Origin of the sequence: Methanobrevibacter sp. UBA417, assembly GCF_002508845.1 — an archaeon.
In the GTDB taxonomy this organism is placed as follows: domain Archaea; phylum Methanobacteriota; class Methanobacteria; order Methanobacteriales; family Methanobacteriaceae; genus Methanobrevibacter_A; species Methanobrevibacter_A acididurans.
In genome coordinates this window covers 196,214-221,486 of sequence record NZ_DAZC01000027.1, presented here as the reverse complement: position 1 = coordinate 221,486, position 25,273 = coordinate 196,214, and the positions used below count along the sequence as shown (strand labels likewise).

Here is a 25,273-nt window from a genome sequence, read left to right as displayed (position 1 = left end):
CTATTTTTTTTACCTTAATCTTTTAGAACATTATTTGAAATTTTTTTTTATTCTTCTATTAATAATTCAATATCTTTAGATTTGCAATCTGGACATTCAGTGTACTTTTTATTATTGTTGTTCCATTGAAATCCACATTTTTTGCAATGATAAGTATTTGGTTCGTTAATATTATCAGTTTCAATTATATTGATTTTTCTCCCTTCAATTAAGGATTTAGCAATTTTTTTTCTAGCAGAATTCAGTATTCTATGGAAGGTAGACTGGGAGATGTTCATTAATTCTGCAGATTCTTTTTGATTAAAATTATGGTAATCCTTTAATCTAATTGCTTCATATTCATCAGCTACCATTTCTATAGCTGGTAAATTATTATTGTTTTGATTGAAGCACCTTTGTTCAGGATTTTTACTTATTTGACGTTTGATTTTTGGTCTAACCATAATTTTCAACCTTTATAATATAATTTTTTATTATATATTATGAATATATATTCATAACACCTTTATAAAACTTACTATAAACATAAATAAAAACAGAAAAAATTACAAAGATGATAAATCAAAATCTAATTTACCATTCATACAAGCCCTAGCTAAAGAAACACCATCAGCACCAGCACTAACCATATCCTCAGCACGCTCAAGTGAATTAATAGAATTATTACCAATCAAACAAATATCAGTTTCACCTGAAATTCTACGAATCAAATCCAAATCAGCATTAGCAACACCAGGATTCATAGCATCCACATGAAGAAAATCAGCACCAGATTCATCAACCAATTTAGCAATACTCAAAGTATCAACACCACTAACATTAGCACGAATCTTAACAGAAACCTTAGAACTAGCATTATCAACAACACTAACAATATAATCTGATAAATCAGAACGTTTTAACATACTTTGCCCACAACCAATACTAGTTAACTCTTTTTGTCTACAATGACAATTAATCTCAACAATATCAACAGAATCTAATTCACTAACTTTAATAACATTCTCAGGATTAACAGAACGAACATTACAAGAAATTAAAACATCAGAATTTTCACGAATCAACTCAGATTCATCTTTAATAAAAGAAAAAACATTAGACATTTCTAAATCAAACTCTTTCCTACCTCTAGAAATAATTTTTTTACCAGCATCAATAGAAGATTCATCAATATTAAAACCTCCTAAAGTAGCAACATTAAATCCATAAGGAATTAACTTTAATAAAAAATTTCCATCACTTATTCCAGCCATAGGAGCTATCACTTTTATCATAAAAAATCAATCTCTCATTTATAAAAAAATAATTTAAAAAAAAGGAAAATTCAATAAAAACTTAATAAAAAAAGAATAATTAAAAAAAAATGGATGGTTTTTAATATACGGAATTTCTTTTTTTATAGGTGAAATACATTAAATTTAAATAAATTTAATCTTTATATTCTTTTTCAACAATGTCAATCCATTTCTCATTGTTGCATTCACGAATATTTTCTAAACCAATATCCGCCATATAAGCAGCATCTTCAGCATTATTACCTCTTCCAATACCTGCTTTTAAACCAATACCAATCTCATCATATAATTCTTTTAAAGTTTCTTCAATTTCCTCAGCACTCATACCATTACATGGGCACATAAAGTTATCTCCACCAATAAAGAACACTAAACCGCCTTTTTTAATTAATTTACTCATTAAATAATGCTGTGCCTTATTAACCATAAAACTAGTATCAAAAGCAGACTCAATATCAGTTAAAGTTTCAGTCACACTATTAATATCCACATGGGCAACTTGAACATAATTTTCACTATTTTCAGCTAAAGAATCAACAGCTAAAATTTCCTTTCTTTCTTTTTGTTGAGCTCCACCTTTATTCTGTAAAGCAATTGTTGCTAATTTCTGAGCTTCATGAGGTGTTTCAGCAGCACCCACACCCATACTTATTGTAATCGGGTATCTATTACGAATAGATCTTTGAATTCTTAAATGATCTTCAGTATCTAAACCATTAGTAATGGCTAGCATATTATCAAATCTAGTAAAGAACACTAAACCTTTCTTCATAGCAAATTGTCTTTGCACATCAGCAAATAATTCAGATTGTAAAATTTGAAGGTCAGATTCATTACGTGGGCGAGGAGTAACTGTCCAAGGACCATAGTTATCAATTTGTATCAATGTCATTTGTATCATATAATTTCACCTATATTATTAATATATAGATTTTAACTAAATAGTATAAAAACTTTTCATTATATTTTAAATAAATTTAAAAAAAAATTTAAGTCTTTTTAAAGAAATTAAAAAATCAAATCTTTTTTAAACAATTTTTAGCTAAATTTTTTTTATCTTCCATAGTTTTCATAATAGTATTAGTCACAGTTACTTCTGGAATAATCTTTCCAATTTCACTCTTTAAATTCTCATCTTTTAAATCAATAACCATTTTATTAAGAAAACTTTTATAAATAGATGCAATACCATAAGAACTAGTTTCATAACCTAAAGCATTCATAAACTTATTTGCAGGACCACTAACCGCAGAACCACCAACAATAGGAGAAACCCCAACAACATAAGTACTTTTCAAAGCATCTATAACTCCATCTAACTTTAAAATAGGTAAAATACTAGTAATAGGATTAGATGGACCTATAATCACAATATCTGAATTCTGTATAGTATTAATAATTTCAGGAGCAGGTTTAACATTACTATAAATCACATCTAAAACTTCAGGTTTCATCTGCTCTTTAATTAAAAAATCATGAAATTCCATTTCACCTTTATCAGTTAAAATTTTTATTTCAGAATCTTCATCACTCATAGGATAAACTTTAGATTTAATATTTAAACCTTTTCTTTGAATATCAACAGCTTCAGTTAAACTATAATCTTTTAATAATAATGTTTTTTGAATTTTAGTACTCCGATCTTTATCCCCAATTCTCAATAACTCTGGAGAACCTATTTCACCAAGACGTTCATTAGTTATAAAAGTATCATCCTTAATCCCATACCATAAATCTTCATTAATAATATCTGAAAGCGTATAAAGCACAGTATCAATATCTGCAGAAACATAAACTCCAGAAAAATAATCATTTTCAACAGTATTAACAATTATATTAATATCCTCAGCATCAACAATATTTTTCAAACCTTGAATTAATTTTGGAGTTCCTGTACCTCCAGAAAGTATAGTAATTATCATTTAAATAACCTCTATAAAAAAAATAGTAAATATTTTCTTTATTTAATATTTATAGTTTCAATCGCATTAACAGATTCTTCTCCACATTGAGGACATGGATGTAAATCATCAATTAAAAGAGCCATTTGATTATCACAATTAGGACAATTATTCTCTAATAAAATTTTTCTTCTATGTTGGAAACTTGTTTTATTAAAATCAAAAGTTAAAATCTTATTAAATTTTAAATCATTACCTATAAGATCAGGTATTAAATTATAAATTTCTTTTTCATTTAAATTAGTGTTATTAATTTCTGGAACATAAGTTTTAATAAAATTATCACAATTTTTACAGTATCCAACATATAGATATCCTGCTAATTCAGAATTATCCATTTTCTTAGAAGTTTTCATAGTTAAACTTTCTTCAACTATTTCATCTTTATCTTCATTTAAATAAAAAATCAATGATTTATCAGTAAATTTAAAACCACAATTTTCACATTCATATTTAACAATAGAACCCATTCTAGTTATTCTCCAATATCTATTTTATAGAATTTTTCTCGGTATGTATCATATAATGGAGGTAAAATCTCATTAAGTCTAGTATATTCTATAAAATAATGTTTACTTATTAAATAAGCAGTATCCTCATTAAGTAATCTTCTTTTTATTAATCTTGGAATATTATCTCCAATCCAAAAACGACTAATAATTTGAATACCTTCATCTTTCTCCTTAATTACATGAACCATTTTACTATGGCCAATTACTCCACCAATAGTACCTATGGTTGCACAAAAAACAGTACCAATATTATTATCTTTAAATAATGTTTTATCAAATCCAAATATCCATGGATTTTGAAATTTAATAGCTAATGTCACATTACCTTTACCAAAATCTTCTGTAACATGATGAGTGCATGGTTCAAAACCATGAAATTTTCCTTTATATAATTTATCATCTAAATTAATAATACTTGAATGGTAACCAGGATACCATAATCTGTAATATGTACTACTTTGTGAGTACCACCAAAACCACCATTCAATCATATCAACTGTAAGATTCGGAAAGTTTAAGGTCATTGAAAGTAGATAAGTACCATCATCTAAGCATTTATAACCAGTTTCATTTTGAACATCTTCATTCAAAATTAATTGATTAATATTACTCTTAGATATTGTAGTGATATCTGAAGCTTTATTAATCTTTTGTCTAATTTCTTTACTTAACTTAGGTAATGGGATTTCAAACATTTGATCAATTACATTCTCAACCATAAACTCATCTTCTTAAAAATTTTATTCTTTATTTTCTAAATACATCATATTGTTTAGGTAATAATAAAGGATTAATATTACTGTCCTTATTTCTTAATAAATTAAAACCAGTAAATCCACGAACAATAACAACAGGTAAACCTTCATCAGCTTGCCCTTGGATTAATGATGCAGCTGCAGCTAATTCATCAGCTGTTGCAATTTCAGAAGATTTCAATTCTCTACCATATAAATCTTTTTCACCTTTTCGTTTCCAAAGAGGATTAATACCAGAACAACCTATAGCAGTTCCAATAGCACCAACACGGAAGGCTCTACCTTGAGTATCAGTAATAATAACAGCTAATTCTTTACCAGTAACATCTTCTAAGGCTTCTCTTAAATCTCTAGCAGACTTATCAGCATTTTTAGGCATTGGTGTAGCTAAACCTTCATCAACATTTGATTCATCAATTCCAGAATTAGCACACACAAAACCGTCCTTAGTCTCAGTTATAATAAAATCAGGACCAACCGCTACAACTTCTCTTGACTCTTGAATAATTGCTTCAACTAATTTAGAATCTTTTTGAGTTTTTTTAGCTATAATAATAGCATCATCAGATGGTAAAATATCTCCTAAATTTATAATATTACCCTCTGCCTTAGAAACCATAGTTTCAGCAATTAACAAAATATCACTATCTTCAAGTTCAATATTTTGTTCTTCTAAAGCTTTTAAAATTAATTTAGTTATATTATCCCCTTTTTTTACTAAAGGAATTCCTTCAAGTCCAATTAATTCGAGTGTCATGTTAATAAAATAATAGTTTAATAATATAAAAATTTATTGTTTTATGAAAAAATTACATTTAAAAAGCTTAAAATTTAATTTAAAAAATAAAAAAATAAGTAAAAAATAGAAAAAAAATAAAAATTCTTATTAAAATTATGGAGTTAAAACAGAAATATCCCATTTTCCATCATACACACTAGCTGCAGATGTTACGGGTTTTTCAAATTCTTCAAATGCTCCACCATCAAATATTAGTTGAGCCGCTTCATCAGCATTTTCAGCACTGAATTTAACAATTTCAGGATTATTGCATTCATATGTAGATATAAATACAGCTTCACCAAAACCTACTTTTTCAACTAATAATTTCTCATCAGTAACAATTCCAACATAACACTCATAATCATTTTCACTACATGCACAATTAATTACAGCAGCAATTCTAGGAGTATTATAATCATCTTTCTCATAATCCATAGTTAACAGAGAGTAACCTAAAGCATCTTTAATACTCATTCCTAAACTAATTTTATCTGCAATAACATCAGTATGTGAACCATTAGAAACTATTGCAGTATCACCAACAATTTTAATACAATTATATGCAATATAAGTATTTTTAAATATATCGGTTTCAAAACCTTCTTTTGGAATTATTGCAGCTTCATCTTCACCTTTTTTAGCTTGTCTATTTGGAAAAGATCTACTAGAAACTCTATAAGCTACAAAAGGTTTACCATCTGTAGTCATACCTACAGATAAAATTCTACCTAAATACATTTTTTATCAACCTCAAAAAAAAATATTATAAAAAAAAATTTATTTAACCCGTTTCAGGGCTACGAACTGCCTTATTAGGATCCATACCCGATGGTATCGTAATCGTAATCGATTTATCTTGAGGGTTAATATCTATTCTACCCTGATCCATAACTTGAGCTTGAACACCAATAGCATTATCCTTAATTTGGTCAGACATATCAATACCATTAACAGTAACTTTTTGCAAACCAGCTACAGGAATCATATAATATTCATTATTTCCTGAACTATCAGTTATGTTTGGTTTACCTGTACCTCCGTTGTCTTGATGGCTCACATCAGCAGCACCAAAACTACTAGTTACAACTATAAAAATTAATAAAGTAAATAAAATGTCTATAAATGGCACTAATTTGATTTCAGGCTCATCATTTTTAAGTTTTTCTTTATGTTTCTTAATATCAATTGCCATTTTATTTTCCTCATATACATAAAAAAATTTGAAAAACTTAAAAGAATTGAAAATAAATTCTCCCAAGCTTTTAAAATTTCATAAATTCATTGTTTAAGTTTACTTTCAGTTATTTCAGATTTAACATCACATTTTTCCAAAATAATATTACTAATACTTTTTTCTAGCATACTAGGTTTAAATGAAATTTGGACATTAGAATAAGGTTCTGAAATTTCTCTAACACTAACAATACCTTCAGCTTCTTGTAAAGCTTCAATAACACAAGGCATTTTTTCATAAACCCTAATTTTAACTACAGCATAACTCCAATTAGTCATTTTAGTAGCTAATTCAATTTTATCCATTTCTTCATCAATCAAACCTTTAATATAAGTATTTATTGGTATTAAAAGAATAGCTACAGCTAATCCCGCAATAGTTGTAATTAATGCAACATAGATTCCCTGAGCCATAGTAGTACTACTAACATTTACACCTAAACTTTTAAAAGTCATCCAAATACCTAAAACTGTACCAATCAATCCTAAAAAAGGAGCAATTTCAATAATAGTTTTAAGAGTACTAAGATTCTTAGTCATTTTACTAACTTCAACAATAAAAATCTGTTCCATACTTTCTTCGACTTCGGTTTTATTTTTATAACCGATTTTTAAAGCTTCAGATATAATTCTAGATACTGGATTCTTGTAATGGCTAATATTTTTAAGAGCTTCAATAGCTCCACCTTTTTCCATAGAAACAGTTACAGTACCCATAATTTCAGTAGCATCAACTTTACTAATACGTCTTAAATAGAATACTTTCTGTAATGAAATTAATAAACCCCAAATACCTAAAAAAGTAATAATGTAGGTAATAATTCCACCATCTTGAAACATTTCAATAATACCATTAATACCGCCAGTTAATGCTTCAATCAACATGTTTTCCTCTTTAATTATTTTATAAAATTATGTATAAAAATTATTAAATAATATAATAAAAAATATTCACTTAATAATAACTGTAGTTTTATTTAAAGTAATATATATTTATTTTTAAAAAAATTAAAAAAAAAGTAAAAGAAAAATTTTAAAAAAATTAATTAAATATTAAACAAATCATTTAAAGATTCACTCATAGTAGGATGGGTGAAAACTTGATTTTTAAGTAAAGTATAATCTAAATCTAAATCCATAGCTAATTTAATAATATTAATCACTTCAAAAGATTCCTCACAAATTAACTCAGCACCTAAAATCTTATTAGAATCCTCATCAATAATAGCTTTTAATAAGCCAACAGGATTTTTAAGAACTTGTGCCTTAGGAATACCTGCAGCAGGCATTTTAGATATTTTCACATTAAAACCTTTATCAATAGCTTCTTTTTCAGTTAAACCAACTCTAGAAAAACAAGGATCAATAAAAACACTAAATGGAACATTCTTACGATTAAATAAATTATAATCCATTTTACCTTCAAGTTGATTTTTCACAATACGGAAATCATCAAGAGATATATAAGTAAATTGAAGACCACCTACAACATCACCCATAGCCCAAATATTAGGATTAGATGTTTGTAAATTATCATCTGTTTTAACCGCACCACGTTTAGTAGTTTCAACACCTGCAAGATCTAAATTCAACCCTACAGTATTAGCTTTTCTACCAGTAGCAATTAAAACAGCATCAGCACAAAAACTATTCTTAACATCATCAATAGTATAATTAATCACAGCTTCATCATCTTTATTAATAATAGATTCGATTTCAGCATTAAAAATAATATCAATACCTTTATTCTTAAAAATAGATTCAATCTCATCTGCAACATCTCTATCGTCACGTTTTAAAAACAAAGGTCCATGTTGAATAATAGTAACTTTAGATCCAAAATTTGAATACATAGAAGCAAATTCTAAACCAATATATCCACCACCAACAATAACTAATCTTTCTGGAAACTCATCAAGATCCATTAAGCTATCACTGAAATAAACATAAGGATTATTATCTATCCCTTCAATAGGAGGTTTTACAGAACTAGATCCTGTATTAATAAAGATTCTATCTCCTTCAATATTAAAAGTTTCATCATTGGTTTTTATTTGTACCTGATTTTCATTTATAAAACTTCCAAAACCATTAAAAACAGTAATATTTTCATTTTTATCTAACATATTAAAGTTTTTTTCACGAAGCATACCAGTTAATCTTCTTTTTTCAAGAATTGCTTCTTTATAAAACTTCTTTTTTTCATCTAAATTTAAATCTTTACCTTTTAATTTTAAACTACTAGTCACTAAAGATTTTGATGGAATACAACCAACATTAATACAAGTTCCACCATACATTTGGTCTGATTTTTCAATCATCGCAACACTTTCACCTTTAGAACCTAAATATGCTGAAAGTGTTTTACCACCTTTTCCAAATCCAATAACAATATTTTGAAAATGTTTCATTATATATTCACCTCAAAAATAAATTCATATTCAATAATTTAATTAGTGATTTAATAATATTTATCTTTATTTAAAATGTTGTAATAAAAAATATTGTTTAGGAAAATAACGAATAATTTAAAAAAAAGTATGTAATTAAAGAATTTAAAAATTTAATATCTAATACTTCTCATTTTTTGTACAGTATTCCAACTTTTACGTACAAAATAAGGCATTTCATCATATGTAAAATTAGTTAAAAAATCTTTAGTTTTAGGATCACTAGGGTAACCTGAACCAATCCCACCCATTTGAATATAATCTTCATTAATATCTTTAATAATTTTATCCCTAGTACATTTAGCTATAATTGAAGCTGCAGCTACTTGATAATAATTATCATCTGCTTTATGTTCTGCTGTAATATTATCACATTCAACTATGCTTTTAATTTCATTTTCTAATCGTTTAGGTTTAACATCTAATGAATCTATAATAACAGCATCTGGTTTCAAATTTTCAATAATTTTAATCATAGCAATTTTTTCAATTTCATTTAAATTCACATCTTTAGATCGTAAATTATCAATATCCATTGCAGTTACTTCAACAGTTTCATACTCAAACATTTTCACTAATTTACGAGCAAGAGTAGTTCTTCTTTTAGGAGTTAATTTTTTAGAATCCTTAACACCCATTCGTTCTAATATTTTTGTTTTTTCTTCAGGAATCACAATACCTGCTACTATCATAGGGCCTAATACAGGGCCTCTTCCAGCTTCATCTAATCCTAGAATATTCATAATTATCTATAACCAAACATTTAAACAAAATTTTTTCTAAAAAATAAAAATTATTATTATTATTTTTTTAAGATTTATATAAAGAATTTAAAAAATAGTTAAAAAAAAATTTGTTTATTCATTAAAAGATTATGTTTTATATATCTTTCAATGAATTCAAATTTCTTTTATTGAGTTTTTCCCGTGTTTATAGGAGAAATTTATCTCATAGCTTTAAGACGTACTTCTGGTTCTAAAGCTAATGGTTCTGCAGCTACGATTGCAGTTCCTTTTGCAACAACAGTCATTGGGTCATCGGATATTTTGATTGGTATTTCTACTTCATCAAATATTCTTTCTTTAACTCCACGTAATCTGGAAGTTCCACCTACAGCAACAGTATTTGAATAGATTCCCATCATTAATTCAGGAGGTAATCTTTCTAATATGAGTTGTAATCCATTCATTACTTCAACCATTATTGGTTCAGCTGCATCTGCAACTAACATTGAATCAATAACTACTTTTTTAGGTCTGTTAGTATCCATTGCTTTTCCAATGATTTCTACACTTAAGTTTTCCATTTCTTCACTACAATGAACCATACCAACTTCAATTTTTGCAGCTTCAGCATCATGGATACTTATTGCAACATTGAATTTTTCTGCAACTAATTCAACAATTCTTGCATCAATATCGTCTCCACCCCAACGGACGGTTTCAATATCATTAATTCCTCCAAGAGAAATAACAACTAAATCACTTGAACCAGCACCAATATCAATAACCATTGTTCCATTAGGTTCTGCTATAGGTAATCCTGCACCTATTGCTGCAGCTAATCCTTCACTAATAACTAGAACATATTCTGCTCCTGCTTTTCTACCAATTTCTTCAGCAGCATTTTTTTCTACTTCAGATGAATCTCCTGGAATTCCAATAACGATTCTTCCAACACTTTCACCATCTTTAATACCAATTTCCATGGCTTTAATTAATAAAGCTTGAGCTTGAGCTATATTTTCAATAACTCCTTTTTTTAATGGTCTTACTGCGGTAATATCTTCAGGAGTTCTGCCTAACATTCTTTTTGCTTCTTCTCCTACAGATAAAACTGCTGTTGGATCATCTTTTTTAACAGCAACAACGGAAGGGATTTGATATAAATCAAATTTGTCTCCAGATGGTTTTGCAATCACTGTATTTAAAGTTCCTAAATCTATTCCTAAGCTATTTTTAACTATTGTTTTTTTTGGTTCTGATTCTTGTACCTCGGTATCTCCAAAAATACTCACGGTTATTCCTCCATAATGTCTTTAAAGTCTATAACAAAAATTTTATTTGATGTAGCGATTTTTTGAATTTTAGCGACATCCTCGTCATGTTCAATTGAAATGAGAATTGTATTTAATACTGCTTCATCCATATTGAATAGAGGAGTTACGATATTCTGTAAAAATTTGGGTATATCCTTTGAAATATTTAATTCAGTTTCTATAAACCCTGTAGTTTGATCTTCTAATAAAATTGAAATGGGTGCATTTTCTCTTCCAGTATCATTAACAAATTTTTTTATTCTATCTTCAGGACCTACTAATGTCATTAAATTATCTTCATTTTCAATATAGTAAGGGGCAATTACAATAGATGCACTGCCTTGTTCTTTAGATAATTTACTGATTTCTCTAATTTTATAGGAATCTCCTTTTAAAATAATGAAATCAAATTTTTTATTAATTTTACCTTCAGTAAATGAGATATGTTCTCTAAATAGAATTTTAACAGTTTTTTTAGATGCAATTGCTGTGTATACTATGTCATTAACTAGTTTATCATTTCCAGCTATAACACACCATACTTTTTCAACATCTTCTTCAGATGAAACTTTTGCAGCTTGTCTGAGGATCTGAATTTTATCTTCTATCATTATATACACATCATAAAACATTCTTTTTCGAATGCTAACCCTATTAAATTAAGTATATTTTATTTATATAAGAATATAAGGTTATATTAATTTTTTAAATATGTTACACTATTTTTAGATAATATAACAATTTCTAAACGATTTAATAAAAATTAAATTTATAGTGCTAACATTTAATAATTATCTATATTTTACTAATATTTATATTTAATATATTAATCTATAAAAAAAGTTTTAAAAATTTAATTTAATTAAAAAAATTTCTATATTATATATATTATTACATTACATTACTATATAAAATTTTAAAAAAATTTTTATAAAAGTTTAAAGAAATCTGTGTATACAATTAACTTAAATATTATTTATTAAAAAAAAGGTTAGGGTTATATAATTACTCTAGAGGTTAAAAGATAAAATGCAATTACAAGAAACCGGAATTTTTAATTTTATCCGAATACCTGATTTAATTTCATCATTAAACATGATATTCGGAGTTTTAGGGATTCTAATGGCAATAAATAATTATTTCTCATTATCAGCATTTTTTATTATCATTGCAATAATTTTTGATAGTGTTGATGGATGGGTTGCAAGAAAATTAGGTTTTCATGATGATTTAGGATTTGGTAAAAATATTGATTCTCTAGCAGATATCGTTTCATTTGGTGTTGCTCCAGCAGTACTATTATATACATTAGGAATGAAACTAGCACCAAATCTTGAAATTTTAACTATTATCATATGTTTATACATGGTACTATGTGGACTTTTAAGATTAGCACGTTTCAACGTAATCGGTGAAAAAATTGAATATAAAGGGTTCATAGGTTTCCCTATACCAGGAATAGCATTATTACTAACAGCGTTATATTTAACAGGAGTTTTCAACATATGGTTTGCATATATTTTAATGATTATTGTTGCTACATTGATGGTTAGTAATTTCAAATATCCAAAAGTGGATAATTATCCTATGATTGCAATTTCAGTAATATTAATAATATTAACACCACTAAAATTAGCATTATTCAATATAAATATACCAGCATTAATTTTATTTATAATTGTATTAATCTATTTAATCATATTCCTTTATTATAATCTAAATAACACAATTGATAATTTAAATGAATAAATTTGTAAAAAGGGAATCATTAACAGATGTTACATAATAAATTAGATATCAAAACATTAATCGTTATAATAGCATTAATTATCCTTGCTATGTATGCATTTACAGAGGTAACCTATTTTTCTTCAAAAATAGTTGTAGAACGAAATATTGAATCTCCAGTATTAACAATTCCAGAATTAGGTGTTCAAGAAAAAATTAATAATGTTTCTATATCTCAAGGAGTTTATAAAGAAGAACAATCTTACACTCCAACTCATGGGGAAGTAATATTATTTGGACATAGAACACTTCAAGGATCACCATTCTTAAGGTTAAATGAATTAAAACCTGGAGACATTATTACATTAGATTGGCCAGGTATAGGTGAAGCAAACTATACTGTAAATTCAACAAAAATAGTTCCAGCATCATATAAAATGCAAGTAAACAATACTTTGCAAAAAATAGATTTAATAACATGTAATCCAATTGGATCAACAAGTGAAAGATTAATAGTTTCAGGAGATTTAACCAGTGTAGGTGAAATAAATAATACAATATTAAAAGAAAATCCTCAAAAAGATTATGGATTGTACATATGTATTATATTTTTAGCATTAGGATTATTATTCACATATTTCTATCCTAAAGAATATCGAATGATTATATTAATTGTTATATTGATATTGTCAGCAATATTATTCTATTATAATTTCTTCCCAATATCTTCACAGATTATGGCTAATAAATTAGGATGGTTAAATAGTTTTTATAATTTCTAAAAAAGGCATGCTTTAATAAAAAAGGAGAGTAAACATAATGGATGTAAATGAAGAATATTTTAATAATATAACTAATAGAGAAAGAGCAATATTTGAAGGGGCAATAACAATGGGTGCATTATTCCATCAATTTGTAGGAACTCCTATAAGTAAAGCAACAGCACCTAGTTTAGAAAATGCAATCAAACAATCATTAGAATTACAACCTGCTATAGAAAAAATAGATGTTAAAATAGATTTATCAAAATTAGATGAAGCAATGACAGATTTTGATTATACTACACTTAATGGTGACATGTTAGACATTAAAATATACTCTAAAATTGAGGATATTTTAGCAGTAATACGTATTGAATTTATAGAAGAATTAAACTATCCTTTAATGTATGTTGAAGATATATTTGAATAAAAGTATAAATAATCAAATAAATACTAAATATAACAAATTAAAACATGTTTTAAAATAAAAATTCACTTCTTTTCAATTCTTTTTTTTTAATAAATTTTATTAATTATTAAATCTATATAATAAAGTGTTTGTCTAATTAATAAATCAATATTAATTAGAAATTTAAAAAAAAATTTATTATAGGATTAAATAAGATATTTAAAAAAAATTTATTTCAGGACGATTTTATGATATATATAAACTCAAAATTATGTAAAGGATGTGACATTTGCATAATTACATGCCCAAAGAATGTTTTTGAGAAATCTAAAGAAAAAAACTCAAAAGATGTTTATTTACCTTTCCCAAAAAATGAAGAAAAATGTAATGTATGTGGCTTATGTGAACTTTCATGTCCAGATCAAGCAATTGCTGTAGATAAAAAGGAGGACTAAAATGTCTGAAGAATATTTCTTATTAGGAAATGAAGCCTGTGCTAAAGGTGCAATTTATGCAGGATGCAGATTCTTTGCAGGATACCCAATAACTCCTTCAACAGAAATAGCAGAAGCATTAGCAAGAGAATTACCTAAAGTTGATGGTGCATTTGTACAAATGGAAGATGAAATAGCATCTGCAGGAGCACTAGTTGGGGCATCATGGAGTGGTGCTAAATCAATGACAGCAACATCAGGACCAGGAATCTCATTAATGCAAGAAAACATTGGTTATGCATTCATTACAGAAACTCCAATTGTAATAATAAATGTACAAAGAGGTTCACCATCTACAGGTCAACCTACAATGTCCAGTCAATCAGATATGATGCAAGTAAGATGGGGATCACATGGAGATTATGAACCAATCGCATTAGCACCATCATCAGTACAAGAATTCTTTGACTTCACAATAGAAGCATTCAATTTAGCCGAAAAATACAGATGCCCAGTATTTGTAATGTCGGATGAAGCAGTAGGACACATGAGAGAAAAAATGTCAATACCTAACGATATTAATGTTCAAACTCGTCAAATGCCTGAAGAATCTCCAGAAGATTACCTACCATTTAAAGCTCCAGAAAATGGCACACCAAAAATGCCAGCATTTGGTGATGGATATAACGTAGCAATAACTGGATTAACACATGATGAAAAAGGATACCCAGATACAAATAATCCAAAAACACACTCACAACTTGTTAAAAGATTATGTGATAAAATATTAAAAAACCGGGAAGATATCGTATCTTTTAAAGAAGAAGATTGTGATGATGCAGATTTAATAGTAATAACTTATGGTTCACCATACAGATCTGCAAAAACAGCAGTTAACCAAGCAAGAGAAGAAGGTCTTAAAGTAGGTTCATTAAAAATCAACACACCATGGCCTTTCCCAGATGAAGAACTAGAAAAAATAGCAAAACAAGCAGATGATTTATTAGTACTTGAACAAAATCTTGGACAAATGGTTCATGAAGTAGAAAGAGTAGCTAAATCCGATGCAAATGTTCATTTATTTGGAAAAATTGGAGGAGAACTCCACAAACCTGATGAAATCTTAACAAAGATTAAGGAAATCAAGGGGGTATAAATAATGGTTGAAGAAAAACAAAGTCCATTTTTAAAATATTTAAGAGAAGATAGACTTCCTCACATATTCTGTCCTGGCTGTGGTAATGGTATGGTTATGAATGCTTTCTTTAAAGCATTAGAAGGTACTGATATTGATTTTGATAATATTGCTATGGTTTCAGGAATAGGATGTTCATCTAGAATACCAGGTTATGTGAAATGTGATTCATTACACACAACACATGGAAGAGCATTACCATTTGCTACAGGATTAAAAGTAGGAAATCCTGATTTAGATGTTATAGTATTTACTGGTGATGGAGATGGTGCATCTATAGGTGGAAACCATTTAATTCATGCTGCAAGACGTAATATTAACTTAACCGTCATTTGTGTTAATAATAATATTTATGGAATGACTGGAGGACAAATCAGTCCAACTTCACCAAAAGGAAGTTATGCAACTACAGCACCTTACGGTTCTAAAGATGTTCCATTTAACTTATCCGAATTAGTGGTTGCTGCAGGAGCATCTTATGTAGCTAGATGGACATCAACAAATCCACTACAATTAGTTAACTCAATTAAAAAAGGATTAAATACTAATGGATTTGCATTCATTGAAGTAGTTACACAATGTCCAACATACTATGGAAGAAAAAACAAAATGAAAACTGCAACTTCAATGTTCGAATACTTAAAAGAAAATAGTATTAATAAAAGAAAAGCTGACAAAATGACTCCAGAAGAAATTGAAGATAAAATTATTATTGGAGAATTTATCAATAGACAAGAACCTGAATTCACAGATAATGTTCAAAAATTAGATGAGGAAACTTCTAAAAAACCATATAAAAAACGAACAGCATATGAGGAGTTATGATTAATATGAGAACTGAAATAAGAATTGCTGGATTTGGTGGTCAAGGAGTTATAATGGCTGGAATCATTGTAGGTAAAGCTGCAGCATTATATGATAATATAAATGCAGTTCAAACACAATCTTATGGTCCTGAAGCTAGAGGAGGAGCATCTAAAACTGAAGTTGTAATTAGTGATGATGAAATTTATTATCCTAAAGTTCAAGAACCAGATATCCTTGTTGCAATGTCACATACTGCTTTAATAAAATATATGGGTGATTTAAAAGATGGTGGAATATTAATTATAGACCCAGATATGGTTGAAGAAGATGATCCAGTACTTGTTAAATTTATCAAAGACCATAATATAAAATTATTCAAAGCACCTGCAACAGAAACAGCTGTTAATGATATTGGTTTAAGAGTAGTTGCTAATATTGTTATGGTTGGTGCAATAGTTAAAGCTACAAAAATAATTTCTAAAGATGCTGCATTAAAAGCAATTTTATCTAGTGTTCCTAAGGGAACTGAAAAGAAAAACCAAGAAGCATTTGAAGCAGGATATAATTTGATTTAATTTAAATAAATAGTATAAAAAAAATTATTGGGGAATAATCATGAAATTTTATGAAAATAATGCAAAAAAAATCTTTAAAAAGGAAGGTATTCAAATTTTAGATGGGGAAGTTGCATATTCTCCTCAAGAAGCTATGGCTATTACTACAGAATTTGGAGTTCCTGTTGCAATTAAATCACAAGTTTTAACTGGGGGAAGAGGTAAAGCTGGAGGTATTAAATTTGCAGATACTCCTGGTGAAGCTTTTCAGGAAGCTACTGAACTTTTAGGTTCTAAAATTAAAGATGAAACAGTTAATCATTTATTAATTGAAAAAAAAGCAGATATTATTAAAGAATTCTTTTTATCCATTACTATAGATAGAGCTAATAAAAGACCTATTATAATGGTTAGTGCTGAAGGTGGAATGGAAATAGAAGAATTAGCAAAAACTAATCCTGAAAAAATTATTAAATATCATGTTGATCCTTTAAGAGAATTTTTCCCATTTGAAGCTCGTGAAATTGCAATTAAAATGGGTGTTGATTCTAAATTTATTCAAGGGATTGGTAATGTAATTTGGGAACTTTATCAAGTATTTGATAAATATGATGCTCATACTGCGGAAATTAATCCTTTAGCCTTAACTCCAGAAGGTTTTATTGCTGCTGATGCTAAATTAGAAATTGAAAATGATGCTTTATTCCGTCATAAAGATATTATGGAAGAATTAAACTTCCAAAAGAAAGAATTTGCATTTGTTACTCTTGAAGGAGATATTGCAGTATTAGGTAATGGTGCTGGTTTAACTTTAACTGGAATGGACATGATTAAACTTGCTGGTGGTGAACCTGCTACTTTTCTAGATATTGGTGGGGGATCATCTGAAAGTACTATTAAAAAAGCTTTAAGTTTAGTTTTAACTTACCCTCCTGTGAAGGTAGTATTTTTAAATGTTTTAGGTGGTATTACTCGGGCTGATGATGTTGCTAAAGGTGTAGTGGATGCTATTAAAGCAACTAATAAAGAAGTTCATATTGTAATACGTTTAACTGGTACTAATGAAAAAGAAGGTCAAAAGATTTTAGATGATGCAGGAATTCCATATGAAACAAGTATGGAAAAAGCTGCTAAAAAGGCTGTTGAAATTTGTAATTCTCTTAAAAATTAAAAAAATTTTAATATTAAAATTTTTTTTTAATTTTCACTTTTTTTTTAAATATTTTAGACTCTATGGGATTATATAGAGCCATTTAATTTTTATTTTAATAATACAACTCTACTTATTTCAGAGTCATTAATTATTTTTTGACCTGTGTATTGACAAATTTCTTCTGCAAAATCTTTTACTTCTTGGAATGTTGGCATGTTTTCAAGTGTTAATCTTTCTCTTGAATATCCTACACACATGTACGCTTTTATTTCTACATAAGTAGGGTTTGCTTTTTCTAAAAGTTTCGCATAATCTTCTGCTTTAACCATATTTTTTCCCTTAACACATGTTGTCCGTATACATGTTCTACTATCATAACTATTTAAAAAGTTAAGGGTTTCATTTAAACGATTCCAACCATCATTTATTTGAGGGTTACAAACATCTTTATAAATTTTCTCATCAGGTGCATCTAAGGAAATGTATAATTGTGTAGGTTCATTTTCTAACTCTTCCAATTTTTTAGGATTCATCCCATTACTAACAAGAAAAGTGTTAAAATCCCGACGATTAAACTCCCCAATTAACTCATCAATTTCAGGATAAAAAGTAGGTTCACCTGCTAAAGAAATAGCAGCATTAGTAGGTTTCTTACTTTCCTCTAATTTCTTTTTATCTGCTTTATCATTACCCCAAAAACCACATAAAAGTTTAGTCTGAGCAGCAATAGCCTCATCAATAATAGTCTTAGGATCATCATAATCCCCATCCCATTCAGTTTCAGTTAAAGACAAATCCCTCCAACAAAAACTACACTTCTGATTACAAAAAGGAACTGCAGGAGAAAATTGAAGACAACGATGACTTTCAATACCATAAAACTTCTCTTTATAACAAACTCCCTCATTCAAAATACTTTTTTTCTGCCAATGGCAAATCTTGGCTGCAGAATGACCATGTTCACCTACAAAACGATAACCACTATACTCTAATTTTTCTTGTTGCTTTTTAGTTAATGACATAATAAAAACCATAAATTTTTAAAAATATACCTAATTAAAATTAATTATAAATATAATTATACATAATATTATTTATTATATACGTTTAGAATTCTTTAAAAAGATTATTTTCTAAAAAAAATTCAAGGAATTCAAAAATTAAAAAATTTTTATGGGGTAATTAAATTTGTCTAAAAATGATAAACCTATTGTAATATTAAATTATAAAACTTATTTAGAATCTAGTGGAGACAAAGCATTATCATTAGCAAAAGACTTAGAAAGTGCTTATGATGAAACAGGAATACCAATGATAGCATCACCACAAGCAATAGATATAACAAAAATAAAAGATGAAACAAGCATACCAGTTTATGCACAACATATAGATCCAATAAAACCAGGTGGAAACACAGGATCAAATCTATTAGAATCATTTTTAGCTAATGGCATAGATGGAACATTACTAAATCATTCAGAAAAAAGAATGAAATTAGCAGATATAGAATCTTTAGTTACTAAAGCAAAAGAATCAAACCTAAAAACATGTGTATGCTCAAACAATGTTGCAACAAGTGAAGCCATAGCAACACTCTCACCAACATACGTAGCAGTAGAACCTCCAGAATTAATAGGAACAGGAATACCAGTATCTAAAGCAGAACCTGAAATCATCACAGGAACCGTAGATAAAGTAAAAAATATTAACAAAAATGTTAAAGTTTTATGTGGCGCAGGAATATCAACCGGAGAAGATATGAAAGCCGCTATAGAACTTGGAGCAGAAGGAGTTCTTTTAGCTAGTGGAATAATAAAAGCTAAAAATCCAAAAGAAGCATTACTGGATTTAGTAAGTAAAATATAATAGGAGTAAAATAATTAGGTAGGGAAAAATAATATGTCAATTAACTTTAACACATTAGATGATTTTGAAATAGAAGGAAAAACAGTTCTTATAAGAATTGATATAAACTCACCTGTAGACCCCTCATCTGGAACAATTTTAGATGACACCCGAGAAAAATTACATTCCGAAACATTAAAAGAATTATCAAACAAAGGTGCAAAAACAGTTATTCTAGCCCACCAAAGCAGACCAGGAAAAACTGATTTCACAACTCTAAAACAACACGCTGAAGTATTAACAGATATCCTAAGCATACACGTTAAATATGTAGACTCAATATTTTCAGTTAGAGCAAAAAAAGCAATAAGAGATTTAAAAGAAGGTGAATTACTCCTTCTTGAAAATGCAAGATTTTTCTCAGAAGAAACACTTCAAAGAACTCCAGAAGAACAATCAAAATCAATAATGGTAAAAGAATTATCCCCACTTATAGATTTATTTATAAACGATGCATTTGCAGCAGCACACAGATCACAAGTTTCACTTGTAGGATTCACTAAAAAAGTTCCTTCAGCAGCAGGCAGAGTAATGGAAAAAGAATTAAAAATACTCACTGAAGCATTAGATAATGTTAAAAAACCATGTGTATTTGTTCTTGGAGGAATGAAAGCAGACGACTCCATAATGGTAATGGAAAATGTATTAAGAAATGGAACAGCAGACACAGTTATAACTTCAGGTATAATAGCAAATATTTTATTATGGGCAGCTGGAACTGATATTAAAGATGTTAATAAAGATTTCATTAAAAATAAAGGTTACTATAATATGGTGGATAAATCAAAACAACTACTTAAAGAATTCCCCAATCAAATAGTATATCCAAAAGATGTAGCAGTAACTGTAGATGGAGAAAGAGAAGACTTACCTATTAACCAAATAACAAATCATTCAATCTTTGATATAGGTAAAGAAACAATTAAAGAATATGCAAAAATAATTAGAGATGCAAAAACAATATTTGCTAATGGTCCAGCAGGGGTCTTTGAAAATCCGAAATTTGCAATAGGCACTGAAGATATAATAAATTCTATAGCAATATCTAAAGGTTATAGTATAATTGGTGGAGGACATATTGCTGCAGCTACTACTAGTTTAGGATATGAAGATAAAATGGATCATGTAAGTAGTGGTGGTGGAGCTTGTATAAGTTTACTTGCAGGAAAAAAATTACCAGCAGTTAAAGCTTTAGAAGATTCTGCAAAAAATTTTGAAAAATAAAATTAAATTTTAAATATTATTTTAATTTCCTTTTTTTTTATTTTATAGCATCAAATTCTTTTTTTAAATTTTCACTAGTAAATTCAGGATCTTCACTTTCCATAATCGCTGAGACAACACAAATCCCTTCAATATTTGTACCTTTAAAATCTTTAACATTAGATTCATTAACTCCACCTATAACAACAACTGGAATATTTACAGAATCTGCAATATTTTTCAAATCTTGAAGACTTATATGTGGAGCATTAGGTTTTGTTGGAGATGGAAAAACAGCACCAGATCCAATATAATCTGCACCATCATTTTCAGCTTTTTTTGCTTGTTCTACAGTTTGAGCTGAAACACCAAGTAACATATCCTGTCCAATTGCTTTTCTAACTTCAGCAGCATCAATATCACTTTGACCTACATGAACTCCATCAGCTTCTAAATCCATTGCTATAGCTACATTATTATCAATAATAAATGGAATATTATATTTTTTAGCTATTTTCTGAACTTTTTTACCTATTTCTAAAAATTCAGTTAAAGGTAATTCTTTTTCACGAACTTGAAGCATTGTAATGCCACCTTTAGCTGCTTTTTCAATAATGTTTAAAAATTCATCTTCAGTTTTATTTTTATTATTAGTTACTAAGTATAAACTATAATCAATATCTTTATTCATAATTAATCATTTCCTTTATTTTTTTAACATATTTCTTTAATTTTTGCTTCTTTCTTTAAATCTTCTGGAGAAGTTTTGTATAAATAATCTATAAGCATAGTTCTAAAACTACCAGTACCTAAATTATTTTCTTTAACATATTCACTAGCTTTTTCTCCAGCAATTCCCATATGGGCTGTTGCAGCTATTGCTCCAATGAATGGGTTGTTTACACTTTCATAGACACCAACTATCATACTTAACATACAGCCACTACCAGTGATTAATGACATCATTTCATCACCATTACTTATACTATAAGTTTGTTCTCCATTTGATATTAAATCTATTGGTCCACTTGCGACTATAATAATGTTTAAGTTTTTAGCTATCTTTTTAACTATTGCAGCATTTTCTCTGAGATTTTTTTCACTAATTAAATCATTATCATTAGCATCTACTCCAACTGCTCCTGTTGTACTGTCTTTGGTTATTTCCATTAAATCTCCAACAGCTCTTATTTCAGACATGTTTCCCTTAATACATGTAATTTTATGATTTTTTATTAAGTATTTAATTATGTTTTTTCTGTTTTCTGTAACACTTATTCCTACTGGATCTATTATTACAGGGGTATTGTTCTCATCAGTTCTTTTACAAGATTCTTTTATTATTTTGATGGACATACTGTTTAATTTTCCAATGTTTATTACAAAGGATTGTGCTATTGCTGCAAAATCTGCACCATCTTCATCGTCATCAAACATTGCTGCAGTTCCCCCTACTGCTAACATTGCATTAGTACAATCATTTATGGTTACATTATTTGTTAATCCCACTGTTAATGGTTTTTCACTCTTTACAGTTTCTAAAGCTTTTAGTATTTCATTGGTTATGGTTTTAGCTTTTTTTTTCATTGTTATCCTCATTTTAAAAATTTTCTTTGGAGATATTATTTTTGTTATTGTAACTTAAATAATTTGTCATGAATATTCATGATAAATTATTCTTTTTTTCAAATAACCGAAAAGTATTTAAATGAAAATAAACTAACAACTTAATGTTGAATATTTTATTTATGATGCCTCGGTGGCTCAGTCTGGTAGAGCGCGAGACTTGTAATCTCGTGGTCGTGGGTTCAATTCCCACCCGGGGCTTGATAAATATATTATCTAATAAAAAAATATTATCTATTAAGATAAATTATTTTTCACAATTTTTAATTAATTTTCAACATAAATTTTATTAAATTGAATCAAATAAGAGTTATATTTATAAGTAATGAAAACATAATATATTATATCTTGGGACCGTAGGGTAGCTTGGTCGATCCTTTGGGCTTTGGGAGCCTGAGACTCCGGTTCAAATCCGGGCGGTCCCATCAAATATCTACCCGCCTTAGCTCAATTTGGCAGAGCGTTGGACTGTAGATCCAAATGTTGCTGGTTCAAGTCCGGCAGGCGGGATTTCATATTTGTATTGGTGAAAAGGATAAAATTTAATCCTATTCTATCTTAACTATTTTGTTTAAGATGTGAAATAATTATTTTTATTTTAAAAAATAATTAAAAAACAATACCTTTATATATATGTAAAATCAATACTGTATTAATGGGCAAAATTTAAGATTTTTGTTCATGATTTGTAATATTTGCCCTGGTGGTGTAGGGGCTATCATGTGGGCCTGTCGAGCCCGCGACTTGGGTTCAAATCCCGGCCAGGGCGTTTAAATATTTAAGCCTATTATAGAGTGCATATGCCTATTCAAAAGGACATAAAAAACTTATAATTTTAAATATTAAAACCTACATTTAAATACTACAAAAACGTAAATACTATAGTATTAATATAACAATTATTTTCATTTGTAATCAAGGGCCCGTAGCTCAGTCTGGCAGAGCGCTTGGCTTTTAACCAAGCGGCCGCGGGTTCAATTCCCGTCGGGCCCGTTCTAATTTTTTACATACTTTATATTAATTACTAGATATTTTAATCGAATTTCGAATTTAATTTATTCTATTTGGAGGAATATTGTGAAGATGAATATTCTAGAACATCATTATGTTCCAAAGCATGAAATTTTAACTGATTCTGAAACTAAGAAATTTACAAAAAGCTTAGAATATGATGTTGAAGAATTACCTAAAATTAAAGCAAAAGATCCTGTTGCAAAAGCTATAGATGCTAAACCAGGAGATATTTTAAGAATTACTAGAGATAGTCAAACTGCAGGAACCTTTTTAACCTACAGACTAGTTGAAGAGTAAAAAAAGATAAAATTTTTTTTACTAAAACTAAATCATTTTTTCTTATAAAACTATAAAAAATAGGTAAAAATTTCAAATTAAAAATTTAAGGGTTCAAAGCTGGTTATTTTTTAGGATTCAATTTTTAATTAACAATAATAACTACAAATTAAACCTTTCAAGCAAGAAAAATTAACGAATTGATATTTAAATTTATTAAATATCAAGGAAAAAATTATAAAAAAAATATTTTGTATAAAAAAATAATTAAATTCAAGAAAATTATCTAGATAAAATTTTTTTTTAAAACTTCTTAACTATTATAATATAATTAAGAGTACTTAATCTATTTTAAAAAAATAATTATAAAGAATTTTAACAATTTTTTTTTATTTACAAAAAAATTTTAATTATTATAAATCTGGAGGAAGTCCATGAAAGAAAATACATGGGGTTTAGTAAACTCATTTTTTGATGAATACCAATTGGTAGATCACCATTTAAAATCTTACAACGACTTTGTTAACAATCGTATACAAAAAATTATTGATATAACCGATCCAATAAGCTTAGAAAATGGTAAATATACTGTAAGAACAGGTAAATTACATATCCATAAACCATTCACTAAAGAAGCAGATGGATCAAAAAGTATGATTTATCCAACTGAAGCAAGATTAAGAAACTTAAATTATTCAGCACATATGTACTTAGAAATGACATTAGACGAAGAAGGACAACCACAAAATCCACTCACTGAAGAAGATGAAGTATACATAGGTGAATTACCACTTATGCTTAAATCTGATATTTGCCATTTACATGGACTTAATGCTGATGAATTAGTTGCTAAAGGAGAAGATCCAAAAGACCCAGGTGGATATTTCATAGTAAACGGTTCTGAAAGAGCAGTAGTTACAATGGAAGAAATTGCTCCAAACAAAATCATATTAGAAAGAATTGGAGAATTTGAAGATAGAAGAGCAAAAGCAATAGTAACTTCTATTAAAAGTGGTTTCAGAGCAAGAATATCTTTAGAATATAAAAAACCACGTAAAAGTGGTGTTTTCCTAAGAATTTCTTTCCCATATGTACCTGGAGAAATACCTCTTGTGATTTTACTTAGAGCATTAGGATTATCTACTGATGAAAAAATCATCACAGCAATATCTGAAAACTTCAA

At 28.1% G+C, this 25,273-nt stretch carries 28 protein-coding genes, 5 tRNA genes and 1 pseudogene; 17 read left to right on the top strand and 17 right to left on the bottom strand.

Annotation, left to right across the window (positions count from 1 at the left end):
• Positions 1–47: 47 nt before the first annotated feature.
• The 14 genes from BP769_RS05700 to BP769_RS05635 form a co-directional block, all read right to left on the bottom strand.
• Positions 48–443, bottom strand: coding sequence for a DUF134 domain-containing protein (locus BP769_RS05700; RefSeq protein WP_413827001.1), 396 nt, complete (start codon positions 441–443; stop codon positions 48–50).
• A 102-nt stretch (positions 444–545) separates the two neighbouring features.
• On the bottom strand, positions 546–1,253 hold the full coding sequence (locus tag BP769_RS05695; protein ID WP_413827068.1) for an MJ0144 family RNA dihydrouridine synthase-like protein: 708 nt from the start codon (positions 1,251–1,253) through the stop codon (positions 546–548).
• A gap of 175 nt (positions 1,254–1,428) precedes the next feature.
• Complete coding sequence (locus BP769_RS05690; protein ID WP_413827003.1) at positions 1,429–2,196, bottom strand: GTP cyclohydrolase III; 768 nt, start codon at positions 2,194–2,196, stop codon at positions 1,429–1,431.
• Positions 2,197–2,311: 115 nt separating this feature from the next.
• Positions 2,312–3,214: a 2-phospho-L-lactate transferase gene (gene cofD / locus BP769_RS05685; protein ID WP_413862263.1), complete on the bottom strand. Its 903-nt coding sequence runs from the start codon at positions 3,212–3,214 to the stop codon at positions 2,312–2,314.
• Between the two features lie 41 nt (positions 3,215–3,255).
• Positions 3,256–3,726, bottom strand: a complete 471-nt coding sequence (locus BP769_RS05680; protein WP_409198550.1) for a hypothetical protein — start codon at positions 3,724–3,726, stop codon at positions 3,256–3,258.
• 5 nt (positions 3,727–3,731) lie between these two features.
• On the bottom strand, positions 3,732–4,487 hold the full coding sequence (locus BP769_RS05675) for a DAPG hydrolase family protein (protein WP_409198551.1): 756 nt from the start codon (positions 4,485–4,487) through the stop codon (positions 3,732–3,734).
• 28 nt (positions 4,488–4,515) lie between these two features.
• The gene (locus BP769_RS05670) at positions 4,516–5,280 is read right to left on the bottom strand and encodes a coenzyme F420-0:L-glutamate ligase (protein ID WP_409198552.1); all 765 of its coding nucleotides are present in this window, start codon (positions 5,278–5,280) and stop codon (positions 4,516–4,518) included.
• A 135-nt stretch (positions 5,281–5,415) separates the two neighbouring features.
• Positions 5,416–6,042, bottom strand: a complete 627-nt coding sequence (locus BP769_RS05665; protein WP_413862225.1) for an IMP cyclohydrolase — start codon at positions 6,040–6,042, stop codon at positions 5,416–5,418.
• Between the two features lie 43 nt (positions 6,043–6,085).
• Positions 6,086–6,496 carry an ExbD/TolR family protein gene (locus BP769_RS05660; protein ID WP_413862223.1) on the bottom strand — a complete coding sequence of 137 codons (411 nt, stop codon included), beginning with the start codon at positions 6,494–6,496 and terminating at the stop codon, positions 6,086–6,088.
• A gap of 86 nt (positions 6,497–6,582) precedes the next feature.
• Entirely contained in the window at positions 6,583–7,422 is an 840-nt protein-coding gene (locus BP769_RS05655; RefSeq protein ID WP_409198555.1) for a MotA/TolQ/ExbB proton channel family protein, read from the bottom strand.
• Positions 7,423–7,583: 161 nt separating this feature from the next.
• On the bottom strand, positions 7,584–8,948 hold the full coding sequence (locus tag BP769_RS05650; protein WP_413862221.1) for an FAD-dependent oxidoreductase: 1,365 nt from the start codon (positions 8,946–8,948) through the stop codon (positions 7,584–7,586).
• A 152-nt stretch (positions 8,949–9,100) separates the two neighbouring features.
• A complete protein-coding gene (gene rnhB, locus BP769_RS05645; protein ID WP_413862219.1) occupies positions 9,101–9,730 on the bottom strand; it encodes a ribonuclease HII in 630 nt (209 codons plus the stop codon).
• A 200-nt stretch (positions 9,731–9,930) separates the two neighbouring features.
• Positions 9,931–11,004, bottom strand: a complete 1,074-nt coding sequence (locus BP769_RS05640; protein ID WP_413862217.1) for a rod shape-determining protein — start codon at positions 11,002–11,004, stop codon at positions 9,931–9,933.
• Positions 11,005–11,006: 2 nt separating this feature from the next.
• Positions 11,007–11,636 (bottom strand): hypothetical protein, encoded by a 630-nt coding sequence (locus tag BP769_RS05635; RefSeq protein ID WP_413823844.1) that lies wholly within the window; start codon positions 11,634–11,636, stop codon positions 11,007–11,009.
• Between the two features lie 418 nt (positions 11,637–12,054).
• Between BP769_RS05635 and BP769_RS05630 the strand changes: the two genes are divergently transcribed.
• The 8 genes from BP769_RS05630 to sucC all read left to right on the top strand — a co-directional run bounded on the left by BP769_RS05630 (position 12,055) and on the right by sucC (position 18,084).
• Positions 12,055–12,774, top strand: a complete 720-nt coding sequence (locus BP769_RS05630) for an archaetidylserine synthase (protein ID WP_413823807.1) — start codon at positions 12,055–12,057, stop codon at positions 12,772–12,774.
• A gap of 26 nt (positions 12,775–12,800) precedes the next feature.
• The gene (locus tag BP769_RS05625) at positions 12,801–13,535 is read left to right on the top strand and encodes a class E sortase (RefSeq protein WP_413823809.1); all 735 of its coding nucleotides are present in this window, start codon (positions 12,801–12,803) and stop codon (positions 13,533–13,535) included.
• 37 nt (positions 13,536–13,572) lie between these two features.
• Complete coding sequence (locus tag BP769_RS05620) at positions 13,573–13,944, top strand: dihydroneopterin aldolase family protein (RefSeq protein ID WP_413823812.1); 372 nt, start codon at positions 13,573–13,575, stop codon at positions 13,942–13,944.
• A 227-nt stretch (positions 13,945–14,171) separates the two neighbouring features.
• On the top strand, positions 14,172–14,378 hold the full coding sequence (locus BP769_RS05615; RefSeq protein ID WP_413862215.1) for a 4Fe-4S dicluster domain-containing protein: 207 nt from the start codon (positions 14,172–14,174) through the stop codon (positions 14,376–14,378).
• Between the two features lies 1 nt (position 14,379).
• Positions 14,380–15,513 carry a 2-oxoacid:acceptor oxidoreductase subunit alpha gene (locus BP769_RS05610; RefSeq protein WP_413823815.1) on the top strand — a complete coding sequence of 378 codons (1,134 nt, stop codon included), beginning with the start codon at positions 14,380–14,382 and terminating at the stop codon, positions 15,511–15,513.
• A gap of 3 nt (positions 15,514–15,516) precedes the next feature.
• The gene (locus BP769_RS05605; RefSeq protein WP_413823817.1) at positions 15,517–16,377 is read left to right on the top strand and encodes a 2-oxoacid:ferredoxin oxidoreductase subunit beta; all 861 of its coding nucleotides are present in this window, start codon (positions 15,517–15,519) and stop codon (positions 16,375–16,377) included.
• A 5-nt stretch (positions 16,378–16,382) separates the two neighbouring features.
• Positions 16,383–16,934, top strand: a complete 552-nt coding sequence (locus BP769_RS05600) for a 2-oxoacid:ferredoxin oxidoreductase subunit gamma (protein WP_413823819.1) — start codon at positions 16,383–16,385, stop codon at positions 16,932–16,934.
• Between the two features lie 40 nt (positions 16,935–16,974).
• Complete coding sequence (gene sucC, locus BP769_RS05595; protein ID WP_413862213.1) at positions 16,975–18,084, top strand: ADP-forming succinate--CoA ligase subunit beta; 1,110 nt, start codon at positions 16,975–16,977, stop codon at positions 18,082–18,084.
• A gap of 89 nt (positions 18,085–18,173) precedes the next feature.
• On the opposite strand, the gene twy1 is transcribed toward sucC, so the two are convergent.
• Positions 18,174–19,088, bottom strand: a complete 915-nt coding sequence (gene twy1 / locus BP769_RS05590) for a 4-demethylwyosine synthase TYW1 (protein ID WP_413823824.1) — start codon at positions 19,086–19,088, stop codon at positions 18,174–18,176.
• 166 nt (positions 19,089–19,254) lie between these two features.
• Between twy1 and tpiA the strand changes: the two genes are divergently transcribed.
• Positions 19,255–19,932 carry a triose-phosphate isomerase gene (gene tpiA, locus BP769_RS05585; protein ID WP_409198568.1) on the top strand — a complete coding sequence of 226 codons (678 nt, stop codon included), beginning with the start codon at positions 19,255–19,257 and terminating at the stop codon, positions 19,930–19,932.
• 33 nt (positions 19,933–19,965) lie between these two features.
• The gene (locus BP769_RS05580) at positions 19,966–21,195 is read left to right on the top strand and encodes a phosphoglycerate kinase (protein ID WP_413823826.1); all 1,230 of its coding nucleotides are present in this window, start codon (positions 19,966–19,968) and stop codon (positions 21,193–21,195) included.
• 37 nt (positions 21,196–21,232) lie between these two features.
• Here the strand turns inward: BP769_RS05580 and thiE are convergent, their stop codons facing one another.
• Together thiE and thiM are read right to left on the bottom strand one after the other, a co-directional pair.
• Positions 21,233–21,865 carry a thiamine phosphate synthase gene (gene thiE / locus BP769_RS05575; protein ID WP_413823828.1) on the bottom strand — a complete coding sequence of 211 codons (633 nt, stop codon included), beginning with the start codon at positions 21,863–21,865 and terminating at the stop codon, positions 21,233–21,235.
• 23 nt (positions 21,866–21,888) lie between these two features.
• Positions 21,889–22,761 carry a hydroxyethylthiazole kinase gene (thiM, locus tag BP769_RS05570; protein ID WP_413823831.1) on the bottom strand — a complete coding sequence of 291 codons (873 nt, stop codon included), beginning with the start codon at positions 22,759–22,761 and terminating at the stop codon, positions 21,889–21,891.
• Between the two features lie 166 nt (positions 22,762–22,927).
• Between thiM and BP769_RS05565 the strand changes: the two genes are divergently transcribed.
• The 7 genes and pseudogenes from BP769_RS05565 to BP769_RS05535 all read left to right on the top strand — a co-directional run.
• Positions 22,928–23,001 (top strand) — tRNA-Thr (locus tag BP769_RS05565).
• A 149-nt stretch (positions 23,002–23,150) separates the two neighbouring features.
• Positions 23,151–23,225, top strand: a tRNA-Pro gene (locus tag BP769_RS05560).
• Positions 23,226–23,236: 11 nt separating this feature from the next.
• Positions 23,237–23,310: transfer RNA gene (locus tag BP769_RS05555), tRNA-Tyr, on the top strand.
• Between the two features lie 187 nt (positions 23,311–23,497).
• Positions 23,498–23,569, top strand: a tRNA-Asp gene (locus BP769_RS05550).
• A 150-nt stretch (positions 23,570–23,719) separates the two neighbouring features.
• Positions 23,720–23,793, top strand: a tRNA-Lys gene (locus BP769_RS05545).
• Positions 23,794–23,877: 84 nt separating this feature from the next.
• A complete protein-coding gene (locus BP769_RS05540) occupies positions 23,878–24,111 on the top strand; it encodes a DNA-directed RNA polymerase subunit H (RefSeq protein ID WP_413823834.1) in 234 nt (77 codons plus the stop codon).
• Positions 24,112–24,524: 413 nt separating this feature from the next.
• A pseudogene (locus BP769_RS05535) lies at positions 24,525–25,273 on the top strand (DNA-directed RNA polymerase subunit B); the annotation flags it as partial.

Bases quoted from the DNA above. Each gene is read 5' to 3' on its own strand.
- BP769_RS05700 (WP_413827001.1), bottom strand. From the start codon at position 443: ATGGTTAGACCAAAAATCAAACGTCAAATAAGTAAAAATCCTGAACAA.
- BP769_RS05695 (WP_413827068.1), bottom strand. From the start codon at position 1,253: ATGGCTGGAATAAGTGATGGAAATTTTTTATTAAAGTTAATTCCTTAT.
- BP769_RS05690 (WP_413827003.1), bottom strand. From the start codon at position 2,196: ATGATACAAATGACATTGATACAAATTGATAACTATGGTCCTTGGACA.
- BP769_RS05680 (WP_409198550.1), bottom strand. From the start codon at position 3,726: ATGGGTTCTATTGTTAAATATGAATGTGAAAATTGTGGTTTTAAATTT.
- BP769_RS05675 (WP_409198551.1), bottom strand. From the start codon at position 4,487: ATGGTTGAGAATGTAATTGATCAAATGTTTGAAATCCCATTACCTAAG.
- BP769_RS05670 (WP_409198552.1), bottom strand. From the start codon at position 5,280: ATGACACTCGAATTAATTGGACTTGAAGGAATTCCTTTAGTAAAAAAA.
- BP769_RS05665 (WP_413862225.1), bottom strand. From the start codon at position 6,042: ATGTATTTAGGTAGAATTTTATCTGTAGGTATGACTACAGATGGTAAA.
- BP769_RS05660 (WP_413862223.1), bottom strand. From the start codon at position 6,496: ATGGCAATTGATATTAAGAAACATAAAGAAAAACTTAAAAATGATGAG.
- BP769_RS05655 (WP_409198555.1), bottom strand. From the start codon at position 7,422: ATGTTGATTGAAGCATTAACTGGCGGTATTAATGGTATTATTGAAATG.
- BP769_RS05650 (WP_413862221.1), bottom strand. From the start codon at position 8,948: ATGAAACATTTTCAAAATATTGTTATTGGATTTGGAAAAGGTGGTAAA.
- rnhB (WP_413862219.1), bottom strand. From the start codon at position 9,730: ATGAATATTCTAGGATTAGATGAAGCTGGAAGAGGCCCTGTATTAGGC.
- BP769_RS05635 (WP_413823844.1), bottom strand. From the start codon at position 11,636: ATGATAGAAGATAAAATTCAGATCCTCAGACAAGCTGCAAAAGTTTCA.
- BP769_RS05630 (WP_413823807.1), top strand. From the start codon at position 12,055: ATGCAATTACAAGAAACCGGAATTTTTAATTTTATCCGAATACCTGAT.
- BP769_RS05625 (WP_413823809.1), top strand. From the start codon at position 12,801: ATGTTACATAATAAATTAGATATCAAAACATTAATCGTTATAATAGCA.
- BP769_RS05620 (WP_413823812.1), top strand. From the start codon at position 13,573: ATGGATGTAAATGAAGAATATTTTAATAATATAACTAATAGAGAAAGA.
- BP769_RS05615 (WP_413862215.1), top strand. From the start codon at position 14,172: ATGATATATATAAACTCAAAATTATGTAAAGGATGTGACATTTGCATA.
- BP769_RS05610 (WP_413823815.1), top strand. From the start codon at position 14,380: ATGTCTGAAGAATATTTCTTATTAGGAAATGAAGCCTGTGCTAAAGGT.
- BP769_RS05605 (WP_413823817.1), top strand. From the start codon at position 15,517: ATGGTTGAAGAAAAACAAAGTCCATTTTTAAAATATTTAAGAGAAGAT.
- BP769_RS05600 (WP_413823819.1), top strand. From the start codon at position 16,383: ATGAGAACTGAAATAAGAATTGCTGGATTTGGTGGTCAAGGAGTTATA.
- sucC (WP_413862213.1), top strand. From the start codon at position 16,975: ATGAAATTTTATGAAAATAATGCAAAAAAAATCTTTAAAAAGGAAGGT.
- twy1 (WP_413823824.1), bottom strand. From the start codon at position 19,088: ATGTCATTAACTAAAAAGCAACAAGAAAAATTAGAGTATAGTGGTTAT.
- BP769_RS05580 (WP_413823826.1), top strand. From the start codon at position 19,966: ATGTCAATTAACTTTAACACATTAGATGATTTTGAAATAGAAGGAAAA.
- thiE (WP_413823828.1), bottom strand. From the start codon at position 21,865: ATGAATAAAGATATTGATTATAGTTTATACTTAGTAACTAATAATAAA.
- thiM (WP_413823831.1), bottom strand. From the start codon at position 22,761: ATGAAAAAAAAAGCTAAAACCATAACCAATGAAATACTAAAAGCTTTA.